This is a genomic window from Acinetobacter junii CIP 64.5 (genome assembly GCF_000368765.1).
Classification (GTDB): domain Bacteria; phylum Pseudomonadota; class Gammaproteobacteria; order Pseudomonadales; family Moraxellaceae; genus Acinetobacter; species Acinetobacter junii.
Window position 1 is genome coordinate 196878 of sequence record NZ_KB849653.1, and the last position, 22231, is coordinate 219108.

The following is a 22231-nucleotide window of genomic DNA, read 5'->3' on the forward strand; positions in this document are numbered from 1 at the left end:
AATGCCAAACCTTAGGGGTCTCACTAGAATAAAATTAGGAAAATACAATACATGTCTATGTTTAATATAGTTCGTAAAGAATTCCAATTTGGTCAACACCAAGTTGTTTTAGAAACGGGTCGCGTTGCACGTCAAGCAAATACAGTTTTAGTCACTATGGGTGGTGTAACTGTTTTAGTTGCGGTTGTTGCGCAACCTAAAGCAAAAGCAGGTCAAGATTTTTTCCCGTTGACTGTTAACTATCAAGAAAAACAATATGCAGCGGGTCGTATTCCAGGTGGTTACGGTAAACGTGAAGGTCGTGCATCTGAAGCTGAAACTTTGATTTCACGTCTAATCGACCGTCCAATTCGTCCGTTATTCCCAGAAGGTTATTTCAACGAAATCCAAGTAACAGCGACTGTTGTTTCTTCTGATAAGACGATGGATGCTGATATTGCCGCTATGCTAGGTACATCAGCTGCATTATCAATCGCTGGTACACCTTTCCGTGGTCCAATCGGTGGTGCTCGTGTTGGTTTGATCAATGGCGAATACGTTTTAAACCCGAACTTTGAACAACTTGCACAATCTGATCTTGATTTAGTTGTTGCGGGTACAGAATCAGCAGTATTAATGGTTGAGTCTGAAGCGAAAGAACTTTCAGAAGACCAAATGTTGGGTGCTGTACTTTTCGGTCATGACGAAATGCAAATTGCAATTCAAGCCATTAAAGAATTTGCTGCTGCCGCTGGCGCAGTTGAATCAACTTGGGTTGCCCCAGTTAAAAATGAAGAGCTTCGTGCAAAATTGAAAGAGGCTTTCGAAGCAAAAATTTCAGAAGCTTATACGATTGCAGTTAAACAAGATCGTTATACAGCATTAGATGCATTGTATGCTGAAGCTGTTGCACAGTTCGTTCCTGAAAATGACGAAACTGGTATCGCTGATGAAGTAAATGAATTATTTGAAGATCTTAAATATCGTACAGTACGTGACAACATCTTGTCAGGTAAGCCACGTATTGATGGTCGTGATACTAAAACTGTTCGTGCGATCGATGTTCAAGTCGGTGTATTAGATCGTGCTCACGGTTCTGCGTTATTTACACGTGGTGAAACTCAGGCCTTGGTAACAACAACTTTGGGTAATACTCGTGATGCGTTGATGGTTGATACCCTTGCTGGTACTAAAACTGACAACTTCATGTTGCACTACAACTTCCCTGCATACTCTGTAGGTGAGACTGGTCGTGAATCGGGACCTAAACGTCGCGAAATCGGTCATGGTCGTTTAGCACGTCGTGGTGTTCAAGCTGTTCTTCCTGCTGCTGATCGTTTCCCGTACGTGATTCGTATCGTATCTGATATTACTGAATCAAACGGTTCATCTTCTATGGCTTCTGTATGTGGTGCTTCATTATCACTTATGGATGCAGGTGTTCCACTTAAAGCGCCAGTTGCTGGTATTGCAATGGGCTTAGTGAAAGAAGGTGAACGTTTCGCAGTTCTTTCTGACATCTTAGGTGATGAAGATCATCTTGGTGATATGGACTTTAAAGTAGCAGGTTCAGCAAACGGTATTACTGCGCTTCAAATGGACATTAAGATTGAAGGGATCACTGAAGAAATTATGGAAGTTGCGTTAAACCAAGCATTTGCTGGTCGTATGCACATCCTTAATGAAATGAACAAAGTAATTTCACGTGCTCGTCCTGAAATTTCAATGCATGCTCCTACTTTTGAAGTGATCAGCATTAACCCAGACAAGATTCGTGATGTCATTGGTAAAGGTGGCGCAACGATTCGTGCCATTACAGAAGAGACTAAAGCTGCGATTGATATCGAAGACAATGGTACAGTTCGTGTATTCGGTGAAACTAAAGCTGCTGCTCGTGCTGCGATTGCAAAAATCCAAGCACTTACTGCTGAAGTTGAACCAGGTAAGATCTATGACGGTAAAGTAATCCGTATCGTTGAGTTTGGTGCGTTTGTAAACATCATGCCAGGTACTGATGGTTTACTTCACATTTCGCAAATCTCAAATGAGCGTATTGCAAACGTGACTGATGTATTGAAAGAAGGTCAAGATGTGAAAGTACAGGTTGCGGATGTTGATAACCGCGGTCGTATTAAGTTAACAATGAAAGATATTGAACAAGCGTAAGCTTCTCAATATACAAAAAGTCCGCTAAATGCGGACTTTTTTATGGCATCATCTTTTTAAAATTTAATCTGAACATTAGAGTTATGCAGCTTTATTATTTTTATCGACATAACAGTGAAAATACGATTTTTATTAGTGCAGAAGAACAAGCAGAACATCATCTAGAGTTTTTATGGGTCGATAGTTTAAGACAAGATTTAGTGAATCATAACGAGATGTGGCAAAAGAACATTTATGAGCATACTGGTGTGGTGCTCAATGAATTTCATATGCGAGATTTATTAAATATCGAACATCCGTGTGCTTTTGATAGTGTTGAAGAATATGATCTTCTGGTTTTTCGTAAGTTAATCACGCCAGATGACCAAATTTATGAAAATGAAGCATCTGAATCTCATGAAAGCGTTTTTGGTTTGGCGACAACGCCTATCAGTTTTATTTTAACGCCTCATATTTTGATTAGTCTTAGAGAGCAGGGCAATAAAGCGGTAGAGAGTTATATCCAACGTATTCAGATGATTATGGAAAAACCCATAGCTGAACAAAACAAACCGCGTAAATTACCAAGTACACCTGCTGATTTATCACTTCGTTTATTAAACAGTATGATTGATGGTTATCTAAACCTAAGAACTCCATTAACACGACGTGTTGAATATTGGCAGCAACAGTTATTGCAAGGAAATCGTCGATTTAAACAATGGCATCAGTTGTTTCATGAAGATATGGCATTTCAGCAGATTGAAAATCTATGTGAAGAGCAAATTGAAACTTTACAAGAGTTTCGGGATGAGCTTGTAGATAATTATCATCATGTGGTTGGAGAACATAAGCACAAAACTCAAGATATTCTGTTAGTTCGTTTAAATGATTTGATGAGTCATGTCGAACGCGTGCAAAAGCATACTTTGAGGCTTCGCAATGCCGTTCAATCTGCAATTGATCTACATTTTTCTGCGATTGCGAACCAAACTAACGAGAATATGCGAATACTGGCAATTATCACGGCAGTTTTTGCACCATTAACTTTACTTACGGGAATCTATGGAATGAACTTTGAGTTTATTCCTGGTCTCAAATCACCCGTAGGTTTTTGGATTATGTTAGGTGTGATGTTGCTGAGTACAGTCTTGCTACTTTATTACTTTTATCAGCAACATTTGGTTGGTCGTGGTGAGCGTAGTGTGATTGATTTGCTCGCACAACAAAACAAGCAGCGAAATATTAATCTGCTTTGGTTCTTAGATTATGAGCCAATCAAACAAACACTGAAGGAAGTTGAGAAAATGACCAAATTAAAATGATGAATTTGGTCTGTGTATTTTACTCAGTGGAAATGTTTGAGTTGTCTTCTTAATTGTTGAACTTCATCAATTAAATCCAACATTACCGCCACAGCTGAGAGACTAGCATCGAAATCTCGTTGCAGGCGATAGGCACGACGGGCGCGAGCAACATCTTCACCAATAAACTGGTGGCTTTGTGGATCAACCTGAATCTGCAAAATATCGTAGTCGATCAGCTTGAGTACCCAGTCGGTGCTTTGACCACAGGCTTCGGCAAAGTGCTCAAGATCAAGTGCCAATTGTTCATCAATGATTTCAACTTGGCAGTGACCGTCATATTGAATTTCTTTGTATTGAATAGTTGTCATGATCTTACTCCTTATGATGCACGAGGTCTGAATGAAGCAAAAGCATCTGCAAACTGTTGATAAGCTCGTTGCTCTTGTTCGCTGTGTGCTGGTGGTAAAACAATATTAATAATTAGATATAAATGCCCTGCAGTTTTATTTGGTATCCCTTTATCTTTGAGACGTAATTGTTGTCCATTTTTAGCATTTTTAGGTAAATTGACTTTGAGTTGCCCTGCGGGAGTATTGACTTCAATGCTTTGTCCTAGAGCTGCTTCCCACGGAGTTACATCAATAGTTTGGTAAACATCTACACCATCGACATGGATACGATTGGTATCTTTGTATTGGATTTCGATATATAGATCGCCATTTGGTCCTCCATTGACTCCTGATTGTCCTTGTCCACTGAGACGGATTTGTTGTCCTTCTTTCATTCCCTTCGGAATTTTCACCTCAAGTGTTTTACGTTGAATTTCGGGTTCGCCATAGACGTTATAAGTTGGAATTTGCAAGGTAATCTGCTGGGTTGAACCGTGATAGGCAATATCTAAATCAACTTGAATGCTGGCATGCTGGTCTTCGCCCTTGTAACTGCGTTGCTGGCGTTGCGAACGCTGCTGCCCGCCACCAAACCCTGCGCCAAAACGGCCAAACAAGTCTTCAAAACCACTAAAGTCTGCACCCCCATCGCCTGAACTTTGGCGATAGAACTGGGAACCGTCAAAACCACCCGTGCCTTGACCAAATCCGCCTGCACCCTGACCAAAGCCAGCAAAACCCTGTGGATGATCCAGCATCTGGTCATATTCAGCCTTTTTAGTGGCATCACCCAAGGTATCGTAGGCGACATTAATCGCCTGCATTTTGGCTTCAGCATCTGCCTCTTTACTAATATCTGGATGATATTTCTTTGCCAGTTTACGATATGCTTTTTTGATTTCGTCTGCTGAAGCATCTCTTGAAACACCGAGCTCTTCATAATAATTTTTTGCCATGATCTTAAATATAATAATGAGATGTTTCTTTTATTATGAAACGAATTGCCAAGATTTCAATAGGCTGGATTGTATAAGACTTGTTTTGTTGTTTTGGAAAAAATGCCAGCACTTTGGCTTGGCTGACACCGATCATGATATCCATTGGGCTATAACTTTAACTGAGATAGAGTTTTGGATAATGCCTTATCCAGTAGACCTTAACGTAAAATAAAAAAAGACGGCAGCCCGTCTTTTTTATGAGAAAAATCAATTAACTCAAATGTTCACCAAATAAGCCTAATGCTTCTTCGGCGGTAAATTCATAGCGTGCATTACAGAACTGGCAATCCATTTGGATTGGGTTTTGTGCTTCAAGCGTTTCATGAACTGCATGAACACCAATTTGAATCAATGCATTGGCACAACGCTCTTTTGAACAAGTACAGCCGAATTTGAGCTGTTCAACTTCTGGTAAGCGAACCTCTTCCTCGTTGTATAGTCGATACAAAATCTCATTGGCTGGAAGATCTGTTAGTTCTTCTGATTTGAGTGTTTCAGTTAACATTCTCAAACGTGGCCATATATCTTCATCAACAAGTTTTTGTTCTTCCTCATCGTTTCGAGGTAAGAGCTGGATTAAAAGACCACCAGAACGCTCTCCATTGGTTGCTAGTACAATATGTGTTGGGATTTGCGCTGACAAATCATAATATTGCATTAGACAACCTGCTAAAGTCGGTTGATCAAGAGGTACAATCCCTTGGTAACGTTCACCATGTTCAGGTTCGATATTGATAAAAAGAACAGGGGTGGTGAGGGCTGCCAAAACAGTTCGACTGTCACTACCTTCATTAAATCTTGGATCTTCTTCGTAATCAGCTAATGCACGTACTTCACCTAAATGATTACACTCCGCCATTGCCCATTTGAATGTCCCGCTCGCCTGAATTTGTAGGCTGATGCGCCCACGAATTTTAAGCGTGCTTGCAAGTAATGCCGTTGCGCTGAGCATCTCACCTAAAAGGCTTTTAACCGCAGGCATGTATTCTCTTTGAGCCAAAATCGTTTGTAATGTTTCTTCTAGATGAACCACTTCACCACGAACAGGACAGTCTTCGATATAAAAGCGTTGGCGTAAATCAGACATATTTTTCTCCAATACCCCGTTAGGGGAAAACAAAGCAATGCTTTGCCTTGAAAAGCGCTTATGGCTTTATAAGAAGGTGAATGGTTATGCAGTCAATAATGGTGTCAGTTTGCAAAAACTCAAGATATTTCCTGCTGAGAATTTGCTTCACTTTGTGTATTTTGCTCATTCATCAAACGATGTTTTGCAGAAATAGATGTGTTTTCAAATAAATTTTCAAGTTCTGCAAGTGCATTCGGGTAACGCTCTATTTGATCGTCTTCATCATATGTACTGTAATGCGATCTCAAAAGCACCTGATCGTGCTGTTTAAACTCTTCAATTCGAGTTTTTGTCTCATCAATTGATAGACCTGTTTCGATCAGCACATCTTCTGCCATACCTAAAGATGAGAGATAGGTTTCACGATAAATTTGTTGCACGCCTAATTGATGCAGTAGGTGGGCATGATGTCGATCACGAGCACGTGCAAATAAAATTAATTCTGGATAATTCAAACGAAGGTGACGAGCGAGATTCATACTATCCTCAACATCATCAATCACTAAAATTGCCAGCTTACAGTGTTCTATACCAGCGATACGAAGATTCTCGATTTGAGTCACGTCAGCATCAATAAAGCGATGTCCATATTGTTCTATAAAATGAGCAGCAGGTTGATTGCTATCAATGACGCTAAAGTGTTGACCTTGCGCATGTAATACTCTAGCGATGATTTGCCCAAAACGCCCGAAACCTAGAATTAGAATTGGATGTTGCGCAACTTCGTCTGAATCGGGCTGAACTGGCTTTTTCAAGATCAAAGGTAAAACTTTAGAATTCACCAGCCAAAATAAAGGTGGAGTCAAAAGCATTGACCCAAATACCACGACTAGAGTTGGCTGTAATATTTGCGTACTGATGACTTTTTCACTTTCAGCAATTTTGAGCAAGATAAAGGTTAACTCTCCACTTTGTGCCAGCAATACAGCGGACAGGTTACTGAGTTTTAGTTGGCGTTGTTGAAAATAGCTTGTCACTCCAATAATGCCTGCTTTAATCACCACAAGCCCAACGATCGCAGCGACAATAAAAACAGGAGTTTGGAATAAGGGATTGAGTGTTAGGTTCAATCCTAAAGCAAAAAACAGAAGTCCGATGAGCGCATGTTTAAAGGGTTGAATAAAGTTTCCGATCTCAGTACGAAAATCAGTTTCAGCAAGCACTAGACCTGCTAAAAAGGCAGCGATTAAGATATGAATATTTAAAATCTGTAGTATCAAAAAAATACTGAGTAAAACCAGCGTGCTGAGGATGGGAAGAAGTTCCAGACTTTTATGACGCGCTAAATAATGAAAAGCTGGACGCACTAGATAGCGGCTTGCTAAAAATAACCCCGAGATTGTTGCAATGATTGCAGCAAAATAGGCGATACCATGACGTGTAGTTGCGGTATCTTCGAGTAATGGAAACAGGATAATAACAATAACAGCGAAACAACTTTGTAGTTGAGCTGCGGTTAAACTATTTTGTCCTAATTGATTACGAACCTGATTTTTTTGCTCTATAAATTGTTGTACTAAAAAGACAGATGAAAAGCTCAGGGATAGCCCCAAAAGACAGCCTAGTAACAACTGATCCAACAAGAGAAAGCATACGACACATAGGACAATGCTAATTAAAGCCAAAGGCGTAGCATAGAGCTTTAAGACACGATGACGTTGTTGCCACAGTTGTTTAGGTTTTAAATAAAAACCTAGGAAAAACAAAACGGCCAACATGCCTAAGTCGGTTAAAAGTTGAATTTCATCAACATCATCAATCAGTTTGAAAACACTAGGACCTAACAACAGTCCTGCAATCGTAAAGCCTAAAATGGTTGAGAATGTATAACGCTTTGCGATAGGTGCAAAAATTAATGCTGCTACGAGGAAAAAAAGGACAGTAATCAATAAAGACATTTAATGCCTCGAATCTAAAATTCTTATCGTGAATTCAACTAAACTCTTGTGGATCAACATCAATTGATAATCTGAGTTGATGTTGGCGAGGTAAATGTACCACTTGTTGCCACCATTGACGTAAATAAAAATGCAGTTTTGCTCGGTCGGCAGATAAAATCACCATATGCGCTCGATAACGCCCTGCTTTGCGTTCCATTGGGGCAGGAATAGGTCCCCAAATTTCAATAATATCTGCTGCAATAGCTCTTAAGCCTTGTGCTGCTTCCATCAAAAACTGTTGACTGTAATCACGATCTTTCGACTCCACACGGACTAAAACAGCGTAACGATAAGGCGGTAACATCGCAACTTTACGCTCACTCAGCATTTGTTTTGCAACAGCACGATAGTCTTGTTCAATCAAGGTTGTGAGCATTGGATGATCGGGTCTTAAACTTTGTAAATACACGCTGCCTTTATGTTCACCACGTCCTGCACGTCCTGCAACTTGTATGATTAATTGTGCTGTGCGCTCAGGTGCTCTTGGGTCTACGCTTAATAATCCTGAGTCGATATCCAGAATAGCGACTAATGTGACGTGTGGGAAATGATGTCCCTTCGCCAGCATTTGAGTGCCTAACAAAATGCTTGGTTTATTCTGTTGAATTCGATCATAGATTTTTTGCCAACTACCCACACGACTTGTACTGTCACGATCTACCCGAATTACTTCATGATGGGGGAATAACTCGTGTAACTGTTCTTCAACTTTTGCAGTTCCAGCACCAATGCTTTTTAACGTTTGATGTTTACAAGCAGGGCATTCGTCTGGCAGGCGATTGATCGTACCGCAATGATGACAGTGTAAATAAGAATAAGGCTGTGAATGTACAGTGAAATGTGCATCACAATGTGGGCAATTTGCTTGCCACCCACAACTTTCACACAGTAAAACAGGAGCGTAACCTCGACGGTTTAGAAAGATAAGAACCTGTTCTTTGCGCTCTAAAGTTAATTTAATTTGATCAATTAGGTTTTGACTGATGCCATTTTTCTTCTTTGCTACTTTTAGATCAATCACATGCATTTTCGGTAAGACCGCAGTTCCAGCACGTTGATTGAGTTCAAGTAAATGTAATTTGCCAGACTCCACTAGATGATAACTATCAATACTTGGTGTAGCTGAACCCAAAATCACAGGGCAATTGTGTAAATGACCACGATAAAGGGCAACATCACGAGTATGATAACGGAAACCCTCTTGTTGTTTATAAGAGAGATCGTGTTCTTCATCTAAGATGATCAAACCTAGATGCGGCAAAGGGGTGTAAATCGCAGAGCGCGTTCCAATGATGATAGATGCTTTACCAGTTTGTGCATGTTGCCAAGCTTGCAAACGTTTTGAATCATTAAGTCCCGAGTGTAGTAAAGCAACATCGCAATGAAAACGTGATTTGAAGCGTGCGACTGTTTGAGGTGTCAAACCAATTTCAGGCACCAACACCAAAACTTGTTTACCTTGCTTTAGGACCTCATGCATTACTTGCAAATAGACTTCGGTTTTACCACTGCCTGTAAGTCCATCTAGTAAAAAGGCTTGGTAACGTTGTTGAGCTTTGAGTATTTGTTGAATTGCTCGCTTTTGATCTTCGTTCGGCGTTAAAGGCATTTGTGCAAGTTGTATAGGCATCGGTGTAAAGTCATGAGCTTCAAGCTGACATTCAATCAGTCCCTTTTTTTCCAATGCCTTTAATGTTGCAGTTTCTACACCACTAAGATTTAAAATATTTTCGGTAGCGCCATGTGGATGAAGTTTTAGAATCTGATAGGCATCGTATTGCTTTTGAGAACGTTTTAATAAAGATTCTGGATCGTCATGCGCGAGAATATTCCAGTGGTGAAATAAGATATCTAAAGCACGACCCTGTCTTAAAAGTGCAGGAAGTGCACTTTGCATCACTTCACCAATCGGGAATTGATAATACTGCGCAGACCATGTCAACAAAGTTAAAACTTGTTGGTCTAAGATAGCATCTTCATCAAGAAGTGCTGTAATCGGTTTAAGTTTGAATTGCCCTGTAAACGGCTCATTTGGATCAACTTTCTCAGTAATGATACCGATCAGGTTTTGGCGACCAAATGAAACAGAAACACGTGCGCCTATTTGAGCTTGCAGGTATTGCTCTGCACTGACCGTATAGTCAAACGTGTCATACACATAGACGGGTAATGCAACTCGAATACGGTAAAGAATAGCGTTAGAATTTTCGGTAGGCATATTGGCTTTATTCACGTGTAAAATGGCATGACGTCATATCATGGAATTATGCTAAAGTGCTGTGCACAAGGCGTATCAAATATTCAAATCAAAACAGTAATTTTACGATCTTGATGAATATAGAATGGAACTATCGTTCCTTATTCCTTACATGGATGCAACAGTAACGACAACTATTTTTGGACAATTAGAACAGAACCATGCCTGCTTATCAATTTACTGCAATCGATGCTGCTGGAAAGCAACACAAAGGTGTGCTGGAAGGCGATTCCGCTCGACAAATTCGTCAACAGTTGCGTGACAAAGCGTGGACACCGATTGCTGTTGATGCGGTTGAGCAAAAAGACAAGCAACAACAGCGATCATGGTTTAGAAAAAGCTTTAGTGCTTACGATTTGGCACTGATGACACGACAGTTATCCGTTTTAGTCGCAGCAGGCATTCCTTTGGAAGAAGCACTGCGAGCTGTGAGCAAGCAGAGTGAAAAGTCACACGTTCAAAATCTTTTAATTTCGGTTCGATCAAAGGTTTTGGAAGGACATTCACTGGCACAGGCAATGCAACAATCAGGACGGTTTCCAGAATTGTATATTGCGACGGTTGCTGCTGGCGAAAGGTCTGGACATTTGGATCTGATCTTAGATCAGCTTTCTGATTACACTGAAAATCGTTTTGCGATGCAGAAGAAAATTCAAGGTGCAATGATCTATCCGATTATCCTGATGTTGATGTCATTTGGGATCGTGATGGGATTGATGACTTATGTTGTTCCTGAAATCGTAAAAACCTTTGAACAAAGTAAAGAGGCATTGCCTTGGATCACCGTGTTATTGATGAAAATTAGTGCGTTTATTCGTCAAACATGGATAGGTATGTTGATCATTGGTTTTATTGCTCTCATTCTGTTTACGAGGTTTTTAAGAACAACTGCAGGGCATTATGCATTTGACCGATTAACACTCAAATTGCCACTATTTGGTAAACTTTCACGTGGTATAAATGCTGCACGGTTTGCCAGCACACTATCAATTTTGACACGTTCAGGTGTTCCTTTGGTTGAAGCTTTGCGTATTGGTGCAGAGGTGAGTAACAATTGGGTGATTCGTGATTCGATTGAAGTCGCAATGGAGCGTGTAACAGAAGGTGGTAATTTGGCAACACAGTTAGAACGTTGCGGTTATTTTCCACCAATGATGGTACAAATGATTCGTAGTGGTGAGGCTTCAGGTGAGTTAGACCGCATGTTGGATCGTGCATCTACGATGCAAGATCGAGAAGTCACGACTTTTATCTCCACCTTATTGGCACTGCTAGAACCTCTGATGTTGGTTTTCATGGCAGCGATTGTATTGGTGATCGTGATTGCGGTAATGTTGCCAATTATTAATATGAACAATATGATTTGATGAATTGCATGAAAGAGATGAAAATGAATAAGCAAAAAATGTATATGAAGCAATCTGGCTTCACCTTAATTGAAGTGATGGTTGTGATTGTCATTTTAGGTGTTCTGGCTGCATTGATCGTTCCGAACGTGATGGGACGCGGCGAAAAAGCTAAAGTTGATACCACGCAAATTACTTTAAAAGGTGTTGCTGGCGCTTTAGACCAATATAAATTAGATAATGGGCGTTACCCATCGATGCAAGATGGCGGTCTAGATGCATTAGTGAATCAACCTGCAACCGCAAAAAATTGGTTGCCTGGTGGCTATGTCAAAGGTGGTTATCCTAAAGACAGCTGGGAAAATGACTTACAATATGTGATTCCAGGTCGAGAAGGTCGCTCTTTTGATTTGTATTCGTTTGGTGCAGATGGAAAAGAGGGTGGTGAGGGTAATGATGCAGATATTTATTATCAACCATAAATTCTAATTAAAACGATCACTTCACTTTTAGAATAAATAAATCAAGAGTGAAGTGATAATGTTTCTTAATTCATAAAATAATCATAAATTTATGAAAAACATGATAATAATATAATTAAACTAATTTGAGATTTATAATAAGAATTATTCCCATATTTAATAGTTACAAGAAACAGAAGTGATTCATTAAATTAAACTTTTTATTTAGATTAAAGCTTTGCATAATAAATTCAGATCATTTAAATGGGTGGTGGAGAAATCAGATGAAAGCATTTTTTTTGTTAGATGAACCGAATCAGTTTCATTGGGCAATGCTTAAATCTGTATTGCTCATTTTAAGTTTACTACCTGTCTGTGAAGGGGCATTAAACTTATGGCAAACGGCTGAAGGAAGTAGTCAGATCGTCATTGGCTTTTTTGCGATCAGTTTATTGAGTACGTGGTTTATCGTTTGTTTCTTGAGTGCTTTGAAAACTAGTATTTGGAATATTAGTCATCTAATTCCAAAATATGAACAATTCATTTTTAAAGCGTATCGAGCTTTGCCGATGTTTTTCTTATCTGGTTTAGTCGCTTATCTCACGGTACAGTTTTCAATCTTATTTTAATTTGAATATTATGAATAAAAAAAGAGCGCTTTGGATTCAAAACGCTCTTTAGAAATTATCGACGTGATTTAAATGAAATATCGACTTTTCTAGGGCGATATATCCAACCGATAATTAAAAGTAGAACAGAGAAAATAAGAATCGGGAAATCACTTAAACGATTATAAAGTGTTTGACCTTGCATCGCTGGTAAATCACCACGTAATACTGCTTCGTGATCCATAGGAGCCTGTTTCACAATATGACCATTCTGATCAATAAAGGCCGTGACGCCTGTATTGGTTGCTCGAATAAACCAACGACCATTTTCTTTGGCACGCATTTGCACCATTTGTAAATGTTGCCAAGGTCCAGCCGTTCCTGTAAACCAAGCATCATTTGAAACTGTGATTAAAAAGTCGCTATTGAGTGCATTACGGCGAGTGAGATTTGGATAAGCCACTTCATAACAAATTGCAGCTGCAAGCGCATGTCCTTTCACAGACAATGGTTTTTGATCTGGTTCTCCGCGAGAAAAACCACTCATACTTACATCGTTCTGCATTGCAGGAAGTACCCATTTCAACATTCCAGACAACGGAATGTATTCACCAAAGGGTACGAGGCGTTGCTTTTTATATAAGCCAGACGATTCACTACCAGAAGCCATGATACTGTTGTAGTACAAAGGCTCGCCTACTTGTTGTGATTTAGGGATGTCCCAATAAGGAATACCCGTAACCCAAGCAGTATCTGATTTTTTAGCCTGTGTATCCATTGCTTTTAAAAAGTCAGGAATGTCTGTTTGAAACAGAGGAATCGAAGATTCAGGCCAAACAATTAAATCACGTCCCCATTCAGCACGACTCAGGTTGGCATAGATTTCCAAGGTTTTAATTTGATATTCAGTCAACCATTTCAAGTCTTGAGGAATATTGCCTTGGATTAATGAAACACTGAGCGGTTTTTCTGTTTTGGGTTGTACAAATTGAATGAAACCCGCACCCCATGCACCTAAGATCAGTAAACCAGATGGAATGGCCCAAAACCAACGACGATTAAGGATTTCGACAAGAGCACATGCGAGCACGATCACGACAAACGATACAGCATAGACTCCAAATAAAGGCGCATAACCATCGAGTAAGCGTTCAGTGAAGGCATAGCCTGCAAAAAGCCATGGAAATCCCGTGAAGACCCATGTTTTTGCCCATTCAAATAAAACCCAAAGTGGTGCAAATGTCAGTGGAGTTTCAGGGAAAAATCGACGGTAAAGCCAAGTCTGAAAAGCGGTAAATAAGCCCATTGCGGCTGCCATAAAGGCAATCATCAAAACGCTTAAAAAGGAGTTAGTATCACCATAGACGTGAATGGAGGTATATAACCAAAATGCACCTACGAACCACAATCCGAATCCGTATGCCCAGCCCAATACAAATGCCTGTCTAGGATTACGCTGGCGTAATACGGCATAGAGTAAAGCAGGAGATAAGATTGCTAACCACCAAAAGTAATACGGTGCGAGCGAAAAACTAAAAATTGCACCTGAAATAAGTGCAATCAGGAGTGGAAAGATAAACGGAAGCTGTTTTTGGGTTTGGGATGGGTTGAACAGCTTTTCAAAGTAGCTTCTCATTGACGGACAGCTCGAATCAGATGAATAGTGCGTGCATCTGCTTCAATAATGGTAAATTCCCAATCACCAAGCTCAATCGTCTGACCTTGTAGATCGCTCACTAAACCGATTTCTTGCAGCAGTAAACCGCCCATAGTTTCAACTTCATCGTCAGAAAAATCTGCATCTAAAATTGTGTTGAAATGTTCAATTGGTGTAAGTGCTTGAACAATCCAAGTATTTGCTGTGGTTGGATCATTGTCAGGAACAATGTACAAAGCTTCTTCATCAGCAATGTCATGTTCATCTTCAATTTCACCAACGATCTCTTCAAGAATATCTTCCAGAGTAACTAAACCAGAAGTTGAACCATATTCATCAATCACAATGGCGATATGCGTTTGTGTGTTTTTTAGCATACGAAGCACTTGATCTGATCGCGCACTTTCAGGAACAAACACAGGTTGGCGCATCAATGAGCGAATGTCGACTTTGACATTGCGTTCAGTGAGAAATGGCAATAAGTCTTTTGCAAGAAGAATGCCCACAACATTGTCAGTTTGATCAGCAGAAAAAACGGGAAAGCGAGAGTGTGCTGATTCAATTAAAACATGCAAGATGTCAAGCAGCTGATCATCTTCTTGTAAGCTAATAATTGCAGTACGAGGTGTCATAACCTCTCGAATCTTCGTTGCTGGCAGATCTAGAACACCTTCAAGCATTGCGACTGTGTCGGGTTCTAAGAAGCGACGTGAATCTTGAACTAACTTAAGTAATTCATCGCGAGTTTCAGGTGCAGTACCTAACCATTTTCTTAAGCCACGCATACCCCACGACGGACTGGATTCATCGACCATGATCTTTCCTAAAGACTCTCTATATCAATTAGATGATTTTCATCATACCGAAGAAAAAGCGGATATGCATCAATAAAACGATGCAAGAAATGTACAGTTTTTCAAAAAAGTGCAGGTGATTTCTACAGTATGACTTTATGATAAAATGTGAAAATTAGCATATTTGAGTTATATGATGTCTGAACAAACCAAACTCCCAACAGTACAACTTAATACCCGTGGTTTACGTTGTCCTGAACCAGTGATGATGCTGCATCAAGCGATTCGTAAAGCAAAATCTGGGGATGTGGTAGAAGTTTTTGCAACAGACCCTTCAACTTCTTGGGATATTCCTAAATTCTGCATGCATCTAGGGCATGAATTACTGTTGAAAGAAGAGTCTTTAGATGAAAATAGCAATACTGAATATCATTATTTAGTACAAAAAGGTTAATCGTTTGCTTTCGACCTATTTCTCAGGTTTTGCGCTGGGACTTTCACTTATTGTCGCAATTGGTGCACAAAATGCTTTTGTTTTAAAGCAGGGATTGCTCAAACAGCATGTATTTTGGGTATGTCTGATCTGTGCTTTATCTGACGCATTTTTAATTTGTTTAGGTGTGTTTGGATTTGCTTCAATATTGAGTCAACAAGCATGGTTGATTCAAGCTATGAAGTATTTCGGCGCACTCTTCTTGTTTATGTACGGCGCCCGCAGCTTTTACAATGCTTATAATTCGCAGTCAGGTTTAATTGCTTCTGAACAAGAAACAACGACTTTCTGGCAAACGATAGTTTTATGTCTCAGTTTCTCTTGGTTAAATCCGCATGTCTACTTAGACACGGTTGTATTATTAGGTTCAATATCTGCTCAATATGCAGATAAGATCTCTTTTGCTAGTGGGGCAGTATCAGCGTCATTTTTATTCTTTTTTAGTTTAGGATTTGGGGCGAGATTATTGCGTCCTGTATTTGCAAATACTAAAGCTTGGAAAGTCTTAGATCTATTGATTGGCTGTACCATGTGGTTGATCGCACTTTCACTATTAAGATAGGTGTTTATGCACCTATCTTTTTGATTTAATTAGTTTTCGACTGATCCAGTAATCACAACTTACATATCTTCCACCGCCAAGAACCAGTAGTGCACCCAACATAACCAAATAGGTCACTGCAAACTCAACGCCATTATTCAATATGACAAATGAGCCACTTGATGTAAGCCAATCATAATTTCCATAAGTGCTCAGAATCTCTCTCGCTTTCTCTAGTTTTTCAGCCGATTCAATCACTTGCATATTTGCAAAAGGAGCGTGTGGATCAGCAATCGCTTGCCATCCATTTTGAATGTGTACAGTAAAGATAGCGACCAGCATAGTGATGATCAATGGAATACAAATCAGTCGCGTTGCAAGACCTAAGGCAAGTAAGACAGCACCACCTAACTCAGCCGAAATTGCAAGGCTAGCCATAACCAATGGGAAGGGTAAGCCCAAGCCCCATTCACTATTGCCAAGCCATTCAACTGTATCATTGAAATGTTGTAGTTTATTGTGTCCAGCCATCCAAAAAATAGGAATTAAATATAGGCGAAGCGCTAAAGAAGCGATTCCATCAAAATAATTTAAGTTGGAACCCAAATTCTGATAGCGTTTATGTAAAGAATAAATTAGATTTTTCATGAGAAATTCACAACGAATAAGTTTTATTAGTTATTAGTCGTTTGAATTTTTGATTTCTTACACAAAAAAAATCTAAATTTGACTGTAATAATTTGATTGTTCGCACGTCTAATTTTATGTACCTAGTACAAAAGCAATATTTACTTAAAAGGAACTTCACAATGAATAAATTAAACTCAATGACTTCGGTTGCCGCTTTAGTTGCATTATCTATGGTTGGTGCAGCAACCCAAGTTTCGGCAGCATCGACGACGACTGAAACACATGTGACTAAAACTGCAGATGCAAAATGTGGTGAAGCGAAATGTGGTTCAGATAAAGCGAAAAAACAACACAAAACTACTGATGCAAAATGCGGCGCAGATAAAAAAGCTGCGGATGCTAAATGCGGTGCAGACAAAAAGATGGCAGATGCAAAATGTGGAGCAGACAAAAAAGTGGCTGATGGGAAGTGTGGCGCTCATTAAGCCTTATGCAGACGGTAGATGACAGCATCTAAAAAGATGGCTGTCATTCACCAAAAGGATTCTTTATGGATGCAATCACAAGTGTGGGTCTTGGTCTAAGACGAGATTTTATCGAGGCATTTTTAGGTGTGACTCACCATCCTGACTTTATTGAAGTTGCTCCAGAAAATTGGATGGGCTTTGGTGGTCGACATGCGAAACTTCTAGCTCAGTGTGTAGAAAAATCTCCATTAATTTGTCACGGACTCTCTTTGTCGATTGGTGGTCCTCATCCCTTAAATATTGATTTTATTCATCAAATAAAAAAATTCTTAGATACTTATCAAGTCGAGATTTATTCGGAACATCTGAGTTATACCAATGATGGTGGCTATCTATACGATCTCTTGCCTATCCCAATGACTGAAGCTGCTGTGAAGTATGTAGTGGAACGAATTTCTCAAGTTCAAGATATTTTAGGGCGAAGATTAGTATTAGAAAATGTTTCTACTTATCTTATGCCGAATGCTGAAATGTCCGAGGCAGACTTTGTCCGTGAAGTCATCACACAAGCAGATTGCGAATTATTGTTGGACGTGAATAACGTTTATGTAAATAGTATCAACCACCAAGCAGATGCTTATGCTTTCATTGAAGCGATGCCGAAACAACGTATTCGTTATTTACATATAGCAGGGCATGAACAGGTGAGTACAGATTTACTCATTGATACGCATGGTGCTGAAGTATGTGATTCCGTGTGGGCATTGTTGGAATACACTTATCAGTTTTGTGGTGTGAAACCAACGTTATTAGAGCGCGATTTTAATATCCCAACATGGCAGCAACTTCAGAGTGAATTGAATAAGATTCAGCAGTTACAGCATCAATATTCAAATCAACATACACTAATCCGAATGAGCCAGAATTTGGTCGATGGGGTGAATGTATGAGTATGAATGAGCATACTTTTCAGCAGACCCAACATGTTTTTTGTAACTGGCTGCGTGATCCAAATTCAGTAAAAGCAGTGTCTTTTGCTTTGGATCGTATGCAAGTTTATCGAGAACTGTTGTTCAACAATGTTTGCTCATTTATCAATTTGGTTTATCCGGTGGCTCGATCTTTATTGCCTGAGCAGCAATGGCAACAGTTACTGGCGGATTTTTTTCGAGAATCTCAGAATCAGTCTCCGCTTTATAACGATATCTCATTGCAATTCAGAGAGTTTCTCACAGAAAAACAGCATCCTATTTTATTTGAATATCCGTGGCTTACTGAGCTGTTGCAATACGAATGGCTTGAACTGTACTTGGATACACTTGAAATTGAAGATGTTACTTTGAATGCCGAATTAAATTGGCAGCTGACTACACAAGTTTGGGTGTTGGTGTATCAATATCCTGTTTACCAGTGGTCAATCAATCAAATTAACAAAGATCCCGCTCCAAGTGCCATCATGGTTTGGCGAAACAAACATGATCGGGTTTGTGTTGAATTATTGACTCCATTAACCGCTTATCTAATAGAGCAATTAGCACAACAACCATTGCCGCGAATAGCACTCGCTGAGTTTATCCAGCAAATAATTCCTGATCTATCGTTCAGTGAAGTGAATACTCAACTGGATGAACTTGCAGAAGATTTGATCCGCTTAGAATTGTTATACAAACCTGACTAGCATAGTGAGAAACGCGATGCCTGAAATGACAACATCGAATGCTAATGCATCGCAGCAACTGTATAACGATGATTTTCTGATGGAACTACGACAACAAATGATGAAATTTGCAGTATTGCAACTTTCTTCATTTCATCAAGCTGAGGATGTTGTGCAAGAAGCTTTAGTCAGTGCTTTACAACATTCAGGTTCTTTTTCTGGTCGATCAGCATTTAAAACATGGGTATTTGCTATTTTAAAAAATAAAATTGTTGATCTGATTCGTCAGAAGCAACGTTTAGTCAGTATGTCTGAATTGTTTGATACGGAAGAAAATGAGCGAAGCGTGGATGAGTTGTTTGATGCTTCAGGGCATTGGCAAAAATCAGAAAGACCAAAAGCATGGTTGAATCCTGAGGAAATGATGGAGCAGCAAGATTTTTGGATGATTTTCGATACCTGTTTGAATCATTTACCAGCAAAGTATGCACAAGTGTTTATGTTGCGGGAAATGATAGAACTTAGTTCAGATGAAATCTGTGAGAAATTAGAGCTAAGTGTCTCAAACTTGAACGTTTTAATGTATCGCAGTCGAACCAGACTACGTGAATGCTTAGAAAACAAATGGTTACTTCAGGAGGATTGTTCATGTTGACGTGCCGAGAAGCGACCCAATTGCTTTCAGAAAAACAAGATCGGACACTGAACTTCAAAGAAATGAGTGCCTTACAGTTTCATGTGGTGATGTGTAGTTCGTGTCGACGTTTTGGCAAGCAGATGAAGAGCTTAAGTTTGTTATCAAAACAATATAAAAAATTTGATGAAAAACAGAAAGATTAAAATAAGAAAGCCTCATATTTCATGAGGCTTTCTTAGCTTAATTCGTACTAAAAACTGAGTTTCAGCACAAATTAAAAATTACATATTCGGGTAGTTTGGACCACCGCCACCTTCTGGCGTTACCCATGTAATGTTCTGTGATGGGTCTTTAATATCACAAGTCTTACAGTGTACACAGTTCGCAGCGTTGATTTGGAAGCGTTTAGAACCGTCATCATTTTCCATCACTTCATAAACACCAGCAGGGCAATAACGTTGAGCAGGCTCATCCCATTTTGGTAAGTTTACGTTGACTGGAATAGATGGATCAGTCAGCTTCAAGTGAGCTGGTTGATTCTCTTCGTGTACAGTATTTGAAATAAAGACAGAAGATAAACGATCAAATACTAACTTACCATCAGCTTTCGGATAGTTAGGTTTGAATGTTGACGCATCTACAGTTTTAAGAGCAGCAAAGTCTTGTTTTAAGTCATGTAATGTAAATGGTACTTTAAAGACATTTTGGTCAATAAAGTTGAACGCACCACCAATCCATGTACCAAACTTATGCATCGCTGGACCAAAGTTACGCGCTTGATATAACTCTTCTTTTAACCAAGAGTTGTTATATTTATCTGTATAAGCAGTTAACTCTTTAGCAAAATGATCATCGCCTTCAAGTACACGAGCAATGGCAAGATCACCACCTTTTGCTACACCAGCAGCGATAGCTTCAAATACAGCCTCGCCACATAACATGCCTGACTTCATTGCAGTGTGTGAGCCTTTGATTTTTGAGAAGTTCAAGAAACCAGCATCATCACCGATCAAGCAACCGCCTGGGAATGTTAGTTTAGGTAAAGAGTTGAAACCACCTTTCACTACCGCACGCGCGCCGTAAGAAATACGCTTACCACCCTCTAGGAATTGCTTAATCGTTGGGTGTGTTTTCCAACGTTGCATTTCCATGAATGGATACATGTGAGGGTTTTCGTAAGATAAGTCTACAATCATACCCAAAGTAACTTGGTTATTTTCAGCGTGATATAACCACCAACCACCTGCAGAACCTGTCTCAGACAAAGGCCAACCCGCACCATGCATTACAAGACCAGGCTTGTGTTTTGCAGGATCGATTTCCCAAAGTTCTTTGATACCAATACCGTAATGTTGTGGATCAGCATCTTTATCTAAGTTGTATTTAGCAATTAAACGCTTACCGAGGTGACCACGGCAACCTTCAGCGAATAATGTATATTTCGCATGAAGTTCATAACCAGGAGTAAAGTTGTGTGTTGGCTCACCATTTTTGCCAATACCCATATCACCTGTTTGGATGCCTTTTACAGTACCATCTTCATGATAAAGTACTTCAGATGCAGCAAAACCAGGGAAAATAGAAACTTCTAATTCTTCAGCTTTTTGACCTAACCAACGAACAACGTTACCAAGAGAAATGACATAGTTCCCTTCGTTGTGCATTGATTTAGGAACCATCCAATACGGCATCTTTTGTGCTTTAGTATCAGATAATAAGAAATAAGTTTCGTCATCCGTTACAGGAACATTCAGCGGAGCGCCTTCTTCTTTCCAGTTCGGGAACAATTCATTCATGGCACGTGGTTCAAGTACAGCACCAGAAAGGATATGCGCACCAACTTCAGAGCCTTTTTCAACCACACAGACTGAAAGGTCAGGTAGGTTGTTTTCAATCGCTAATTGACGAATTTTAATCGCAGCAGATAAACCCGCAGGTCCAGCGCCTACGATCACTACGTCAAACTCCATCGCTTCACGTTCGATGTGTTCCATGTAGGACTCCTCATATTTTAAGGGTGGCAACCGTAATCATTGCTATTCGGTGCTGCCATGAGTGTTCTGAATTGCCAAGCACAAAACTATCTATTGCGCTTGCAAACGTTTGGGATAGTATAGTTTTAAACCTTGATCTCGCCAATTGGCTGAGTGGTCATATTTTCCCGTCAGCAAGGCATAAACTATGATAAATGAAAATGATTCTCCACAGAATACAGGAAAAATCGTGTTGTCTGATGATAAAAACTTAATGAACATTGCACAATACTTAAAAGATGTACAGCAAAGTCACAAAAGGTCAATTCCACCTTTAGACCAATGGCATCCAAAGCATTGTGGCAAAATGGATTTGAAAGTAAAAGCCAATGGAGAGTGGTGGCACGAAGGTCAATTGGTTAAGCGTCAGGCACTCTTGGATCTGTTTAGTAAAGTGCTTTGGAAAGAAGATGGAAAATTCTACTTAAAAACACCAGTTGAACAGATTGAAATTGAAGTTGAAGATGAGCCTTTACTCATCAATCAAGCTGATCAAATAGAACTAAATGGAAAAAAATATCTACAACTTACGACCAGTAATCAAGATGTCGTCATTGTGGATGAACAGCATCCGATTTTTATGCGTGAATATGCAGGTGAGTTAAGACCTTATGTTCATGTTCGATTTGGAATCAATGCCTTGATTCAGCGTCAAAGTTTTTATCATCTCGTGAATTACGGCACTTTGTCTGAAAATTCACAAGGTGAAGCTGTTTTAACATTAAAAAGTGGTGATTTAGTCTTGCATTTGAGCACCTGAGGT

General features: G+C 39.6%; 22 protein-coding genes. 13 read left to right on the forward strand and 9 right to left on the reverse strand.

Going from position 1 to position 22231, the window contains the following annotated elements; genetic code table 11:
• Window positions 1-57 precede the first annotated feature (57 nt).
• Both pnp and F948_RS00920 read left to right on the forward strand, forming a co-directional pair.
• Window positions 58-2145, forward strand: a complete 2088-nt coding sequence (gene pnp, locus F948_RS00915; RefSeq protein WP_171053834.1) for a polyribonucleotide nucleotidyltransferase — start codon at window positions 58-60, stop codon at window positions 2143-2145.
• Window positions 2146-2228: 83 nt separating this feature from the next.
• Window positions 2229-3449: a magnesium transporter CorA family protein gene (locus tag F948_RS00920; RefSeq protein WP_004916768.1), complete on the forward strand. Its 1221-nt coding sequence runs from the start codon at window positions 2229-2231 to the stop codon at window positions 3447-3449.
• A gap of 23 nt (window positions 3450-3472) precedes the next feature.
• On the opposite strand, the gene F948_RS00925 is transcribed toward F948_RS00920, so the two are convergent.
• From F948_RS00925 to F948_RS00945, 5 genes are all read right to left on the reverse strand, one after another.
• On the reverse strand, window positions 3473-3799 hold the full coding sequence (locus F948_RS00925) for a chaperone modulator CbpM (protein ID WP_004763725.1): 327 nt from the start codon (window positions 3797-3799) through the stop codon (window positions 3473-3475).
• An 11-nt stretch (window positions 3800-3810) separates the two neighbouring features.
• Complete coding sequence (locus tag F948_RS00930; RefSeq protein WP_004958669.1) at window positions 3811-4776, reverse strand: DnaJ C-terminal domain-containing protein; 966 nt, start codon at window positions 4774-4776, stop codon at window positions 3811-3813.
• Window positions 4777-5029: 253 nt separating this feature from the next.
• Window positions 5030-5905 (reverse strand): Hsp33 family molecular chaperone HslO, encoded by an 876-nt coding sequence (gene hslO / locus F948_RS00935; RefSeq protein WP_004958672.1) that lies wholly within the window; start codon window positions 5903-5905, stop codon window positions 5030-5032.
• A gap of 119 nt (window positions 5906-6024) precedes the next feature.
• On the reverse strand, window positions 6025-7845 hold the full coding sequence (locus F948_RS00940) for a cation:proton antiporter domain-containing protein (RefSeq protein WP_004958675.1): 1821 nt from the start codon (window positions 7843-7845) through the stop codon (window positions 6025-6027).
• 34 nt (window positions 7846-7879) lie between these two features.
• Window positions 7880-10105 (reverse strand): primosomal protein N', encoded by a 2226-nt coding sequence (locus tag F948_RS00945; RefSeq protein ID WP_004958678.1) that lies wholly within the window; start codon window positions 10103-10105, stop codon window positions 7880-7882.
• A 200-nt stretch (window positions 10106-10305) separates the two neighbouring features.
• On the opposite strand from F948_RS00945, the gene gspF reads away from it, so the two are divergent.
• From gspF to F948_RS00960, 3 genes are all read left to right on the forward strand, one after another.
• The gene (gene gspF / locus F948_RS00950) at window positions 10306-11511 is read left to right on the forward strand and encodes a type II secretion system inner membrane protein GspF (RefSeq protein WP_004957567.1); all 1206 of its coding nucleotides are present in this window, start codon (window positions 10306-10308) and stop codon (window positions 11509-11511) included.
• Between the two features lie 23 nt (window positions 11512-11534).
• A complete protein-coding gene (gene gspG / locus F948_RS00955) occupies window positions 11535-11972 on the forward strand; it encodes a type II secretion system major pseudopilin GspG (protein WP_004916750.1) in 438 nt (145 codons plus the stop codon).
• A gap of 263 nt (window positions 11973-12235) precedes the next feature.
• Window positions 12236-12580: a hypothetical protein gene (locus F948_RS00960; RefSeq protein ID WP_004958681.1), complete on the forward strand. Its 345-nt coding sequence runs from the start codon at window positions 12236-12238 to the stop codon at window positions 12578-12580.
• A gap of 55 nt (window positions 12581-12635) precedes the next feature.
• Here F948_RS00960 and lnt read toward each other — a convergent pair whose 3' ends face one another.
• Together lnt and F948_RS00970 are read right to left on the reverse strand one after the other, a co-directional pair.
• Window positions 12636-14195, reverse strand: a complete 1560-nt coding sequence (gene lnt, locus F948_RS00965; RefSeq protein ID WP_004958685.1) for an apolipoprotein N-acyltransferase — start codon at window positions 14193-14195, stop codon at window positions 12636-12638.
• On the reverse strand, window positions 14192-15031 hold the full coding sequence (locus F948_RS00970; protein WP_004916742.1) for an HlyC/CorC family transporter: 840 nt from the start codon (window positions 15029-15031) through the stop codon (window positions 14192-14194). Before F948_RS00970 ends, lnt begins: the two co-directional genes overlap by 4 nt.
• Window positions 15032-15206: 175 nt before the next feature.
• Here F948_RS00970 and tusA point away from each other — a divergent pair, with 175 nt between their 5' ends.
• Together tusA and F948_RS00980 are read left to right on the forward strand one after the other, a co-directional pair.
• Window positions 15207-15464, forward strand: a complete 258-nt coding sequence (tusA, locus tag F948_RS00975; RefSeq protein WP_004916739.1) for a sulfurtransferase TusA — start codon at window positions 15207-15209, stop codon at window positions 15462-15464.
• Between the two features lie 4 nt (window positions 15465-15468).
• Window positions 15469-16065, forward strand: coding sequence for a LysE/ArgO family amino acid transporter (locus tag F948_RS00980; protein WP_004958688.1), 597 nt, complete (start codon window positions 15469-15471; stop codon window positions 16063-16065).
• Window positions 16066-16077: 12 nt separating this feature from the next.
• On the opposite strand, the gene F948_RS00985 is transcribed toward F948_RS00980, so the two are convergent.
• The gene (locus F948_RS00985; protein ID WP_004958691.1) at window positions 16078-16692 is read right to left on the reverse strand and encodes an HvfX family Cu-binding RiPP maturation protein; all 615 of its coding nucleotides are present in this window, start codon (window positions 16690-16692) and stop codon (window positions 16078-16080) included.
• 161 nt (window positions 16693-16853) lie between these two features.
• Between F948_RS00985 and F948_RS00990 the strand changes: the two genes are divergently transcribed.
• The 5 genes from F948_RS00990 (at window position 16854) to F948_RS01010 (ending at window position 19638) form a co-directional block, all read left to right on the forward strand.
• On the forward strand, window positions 16854-17159 hold the full coding sequence (locus F948_RS00990; protein ID WP_004916729.1) for an HvfA family oxazolone/thioamide-modified RiPP metallophore: 306 nt from the start codon (window positions 16854-16856) through the stop codon (window positions 17157-17159).
• Between the two features lie 65 nt (window positions 17160-17224).
• The gene (locus F948_RS00995) at window positions 17225-18091 is read left to right on the forward strand and encodes an HvfB family MNIO-type RiPP peptide maturase (protein WP_004958694.1); all 867 of its coding nucleotides are present in this window, start codon (window positions 17225-17227) and stop codon (window positions 18089-18091) included.
• Window positions 18088-18819 (forward strand): HvfC family RiPP maturation protein, encoded by a 732-nt coding sequence (locus tag F948_RS01000; RefSeq protein WP_004958695.1) that lies wholly within the window; start codon window positions 18088-18090, stop codon window positions 18817-18819. Before F948_RS00995 ends, F948_RS01000 begins: the two co-directional genes overlap by 4 nt.
• A 16-nt stretch (window positions 18820-18835) precedes the next feature.
• Window positions 18836-19453, forward strand: coding sequence for an RNA polymerase factor sigma-70 (locus F948_RS01005; protein WP_004958699.1), 618 nt, complete (start codon window positions 18836-18838; stop codon window positions 19451-19453).
• Window positions 19447-19638, forward strand: coding sequence for a zf-HC2 domain-containing protein (locus tag F948_RS01010; RefSeq protein ID WP_004916718.1), 192 nt, complete (start codon window positions 19447-19449; stop codon window positions 19636-19638). The genes F948_RS01005 and F948_RS01010 overlap by 7 nt, the downstream gene beginning before the upstream one ends.
• Window positions 19639-19716: 78 nt before the next feature.
• On the opposite strand, the gene F948_RS01015 is transcribed toward F948_RS01010, so the two are convergent.
• Window positions 19717-21429, reverse strand: coding sequence for an electron transfer flavoprotein-ubiquinone oxidoreductase (locus tag F948_RS01015; RefSeq protein WP_004916716.1), 1713 nt, complete (start codon window positions 21427-21429; stop codon window positions 19717-19719).
• A 187-nt stretch (window positions 21430-21616) separates the two neighbouring features.
• Between F948_RS01015 and F948_RS01020 the strand changes: the two genes are divergently transcribed.
• Entirely contained in the window at window positions 21617-22228 is a 612-nt protein-coding gene (locus F948_RS01020) for a DUF1285 domain-containing protein (RefSeq protein ID WP_004958703.1), read from the forward strand.
• Window positions 22229-22231 lie beyond the last annotated feature (3 nt).

Coding starts and splice junctions, on each gene's coding strand:
- pnp (WP_171053834.1), top strand. CDS start 58: ATGTTTAATATAGTTCGTAAAGAATTCCAATTTGGTCAACACCAAGTT.
- F948_RS00920 (WP_004916768.1), top strand. CDS start 2,229: ATGCAGCTTTATTATTTTTATCGACATAACAGTGAAAATACGATTTTT.
- F948_RS00925 (WP_004763725.1), bottom strand. CDS start 3,799: ATGACAACTATTCAATACAAAGAAATTCAATATGACGGTCACTGCCAA.
- F948_RS00930 (WP_004958669.1), bottom strand. CDS start 4,776: ATGGCAAAAAATTATTATGAAGAGCTCGGTGTTTCAAGAGATGCTTCA.
- hslO (WP_004958672.1), bottom strand. CDS start 5,905: ATGTCTGATTTACGCCAACGCTTTTATATCGAAGACTGTCCTGTTCGT.
- F948_RS00940 (WP_004958675.1), bottom strand. CDS start 7,845: ATGTCTTTATTGATTACTGTCCTTTTTTTCCTCGTAGCAGCATTAATT.
- F948_RS00945 (WP_004958678.1), bottom strand. CDS start 10,105: ATGCCTACCGAAAATTCTAACGCTATTCTTTACCGTATTCGAGTTGCA.
- gspF (WP_004957567.1), top strand. CDS start 10,306: ATGCCTGCTTATCAATTTACTGCAATCGATGCTGCTGGAAAGCAACAC.
- gspG (WP_004916750.1), top strand. CDS start 11,535: ATGAATAAGCAAAAAATGTATATGAAGCAATCTGGCTTCACCTTAATT.
- F948_RS00960 (WP_004958681.1), top strand. CDS start 12,236: ATGAAAGCATTTTTTTTGTTAGATGAACCGAATCAGTTTCATTGGGCA.
- lnt (WP_004958685.1), bottom strand. CDS start 14,195: ATGAGAAGCTACTTTGAAAAGCTGTTCAACCCATCCCAAACCCAAAAA.
- F948_RS00970 (WP_004916742.1), bottom strand. CDS start 15,031: ATGGTCGATGAATCCAGTCCGTCGTGGGGTATGCGTGGCTTAAGAAAA.
- tusA (WP_004916739.1), top strand. CDS start 15,207: ATGTCTGAACAAACCAAACTCCCAACAGTACAACTTAATACCCGTGGT.
- F948_RS00985 (WP_004958691.1), bottom strand. CDS start 16,692: ATGAAAAATCTAATTTATTCTTTACATAAACGCTATCAGAATTTGGGT.
- F948_RS00990 (WP_004916729.1), top strand. CDS start 16,854: ATGAATAAATTAAACTCAATGACTTCGGTTGCCGCTTTAGTTGCATTA.
- F948_RS00995 (WP_004958694.1), top strand. CDS start 17,225: ATGGATGCAATCACAAGTGTGGGTCTTGGTCTAAGACGAGATTTTATC.
- F948_RS01000 (WP_004958695.1), top strand. CDS start 18,088: ATGAGTATGAATGAGCATACTTTTCAGCAGACCCAACATGTTTTTTGT.
- F948_RS01005 (WP_004958699.1), top strand. CDS start 18,836: ATGCCTGAAATGACAACATCGAATGCTAATGCATCGCAGCAACTGTAT.
- F948_RS01010 (WP_004916718.1), top strand. CDS start 19,447: ATGTTGACGTGCCGAGAAGCGACCCAATTGCTTTCAGAAAAACAAGAT.
- F948_RS01015 (WP_004916716.1), bottom strand. CDS start 21,429: ATGGAACACATCGAACGTGAAGCGATGGAGTTTGACGTAGTGATCGTA.
- F948_RS01020 (WP_004958703.1), top strand. CDS start 21,617: ATGATAAATGAAAATGATTCTCCACAGAATACAGGAAAAATCGTGTTG.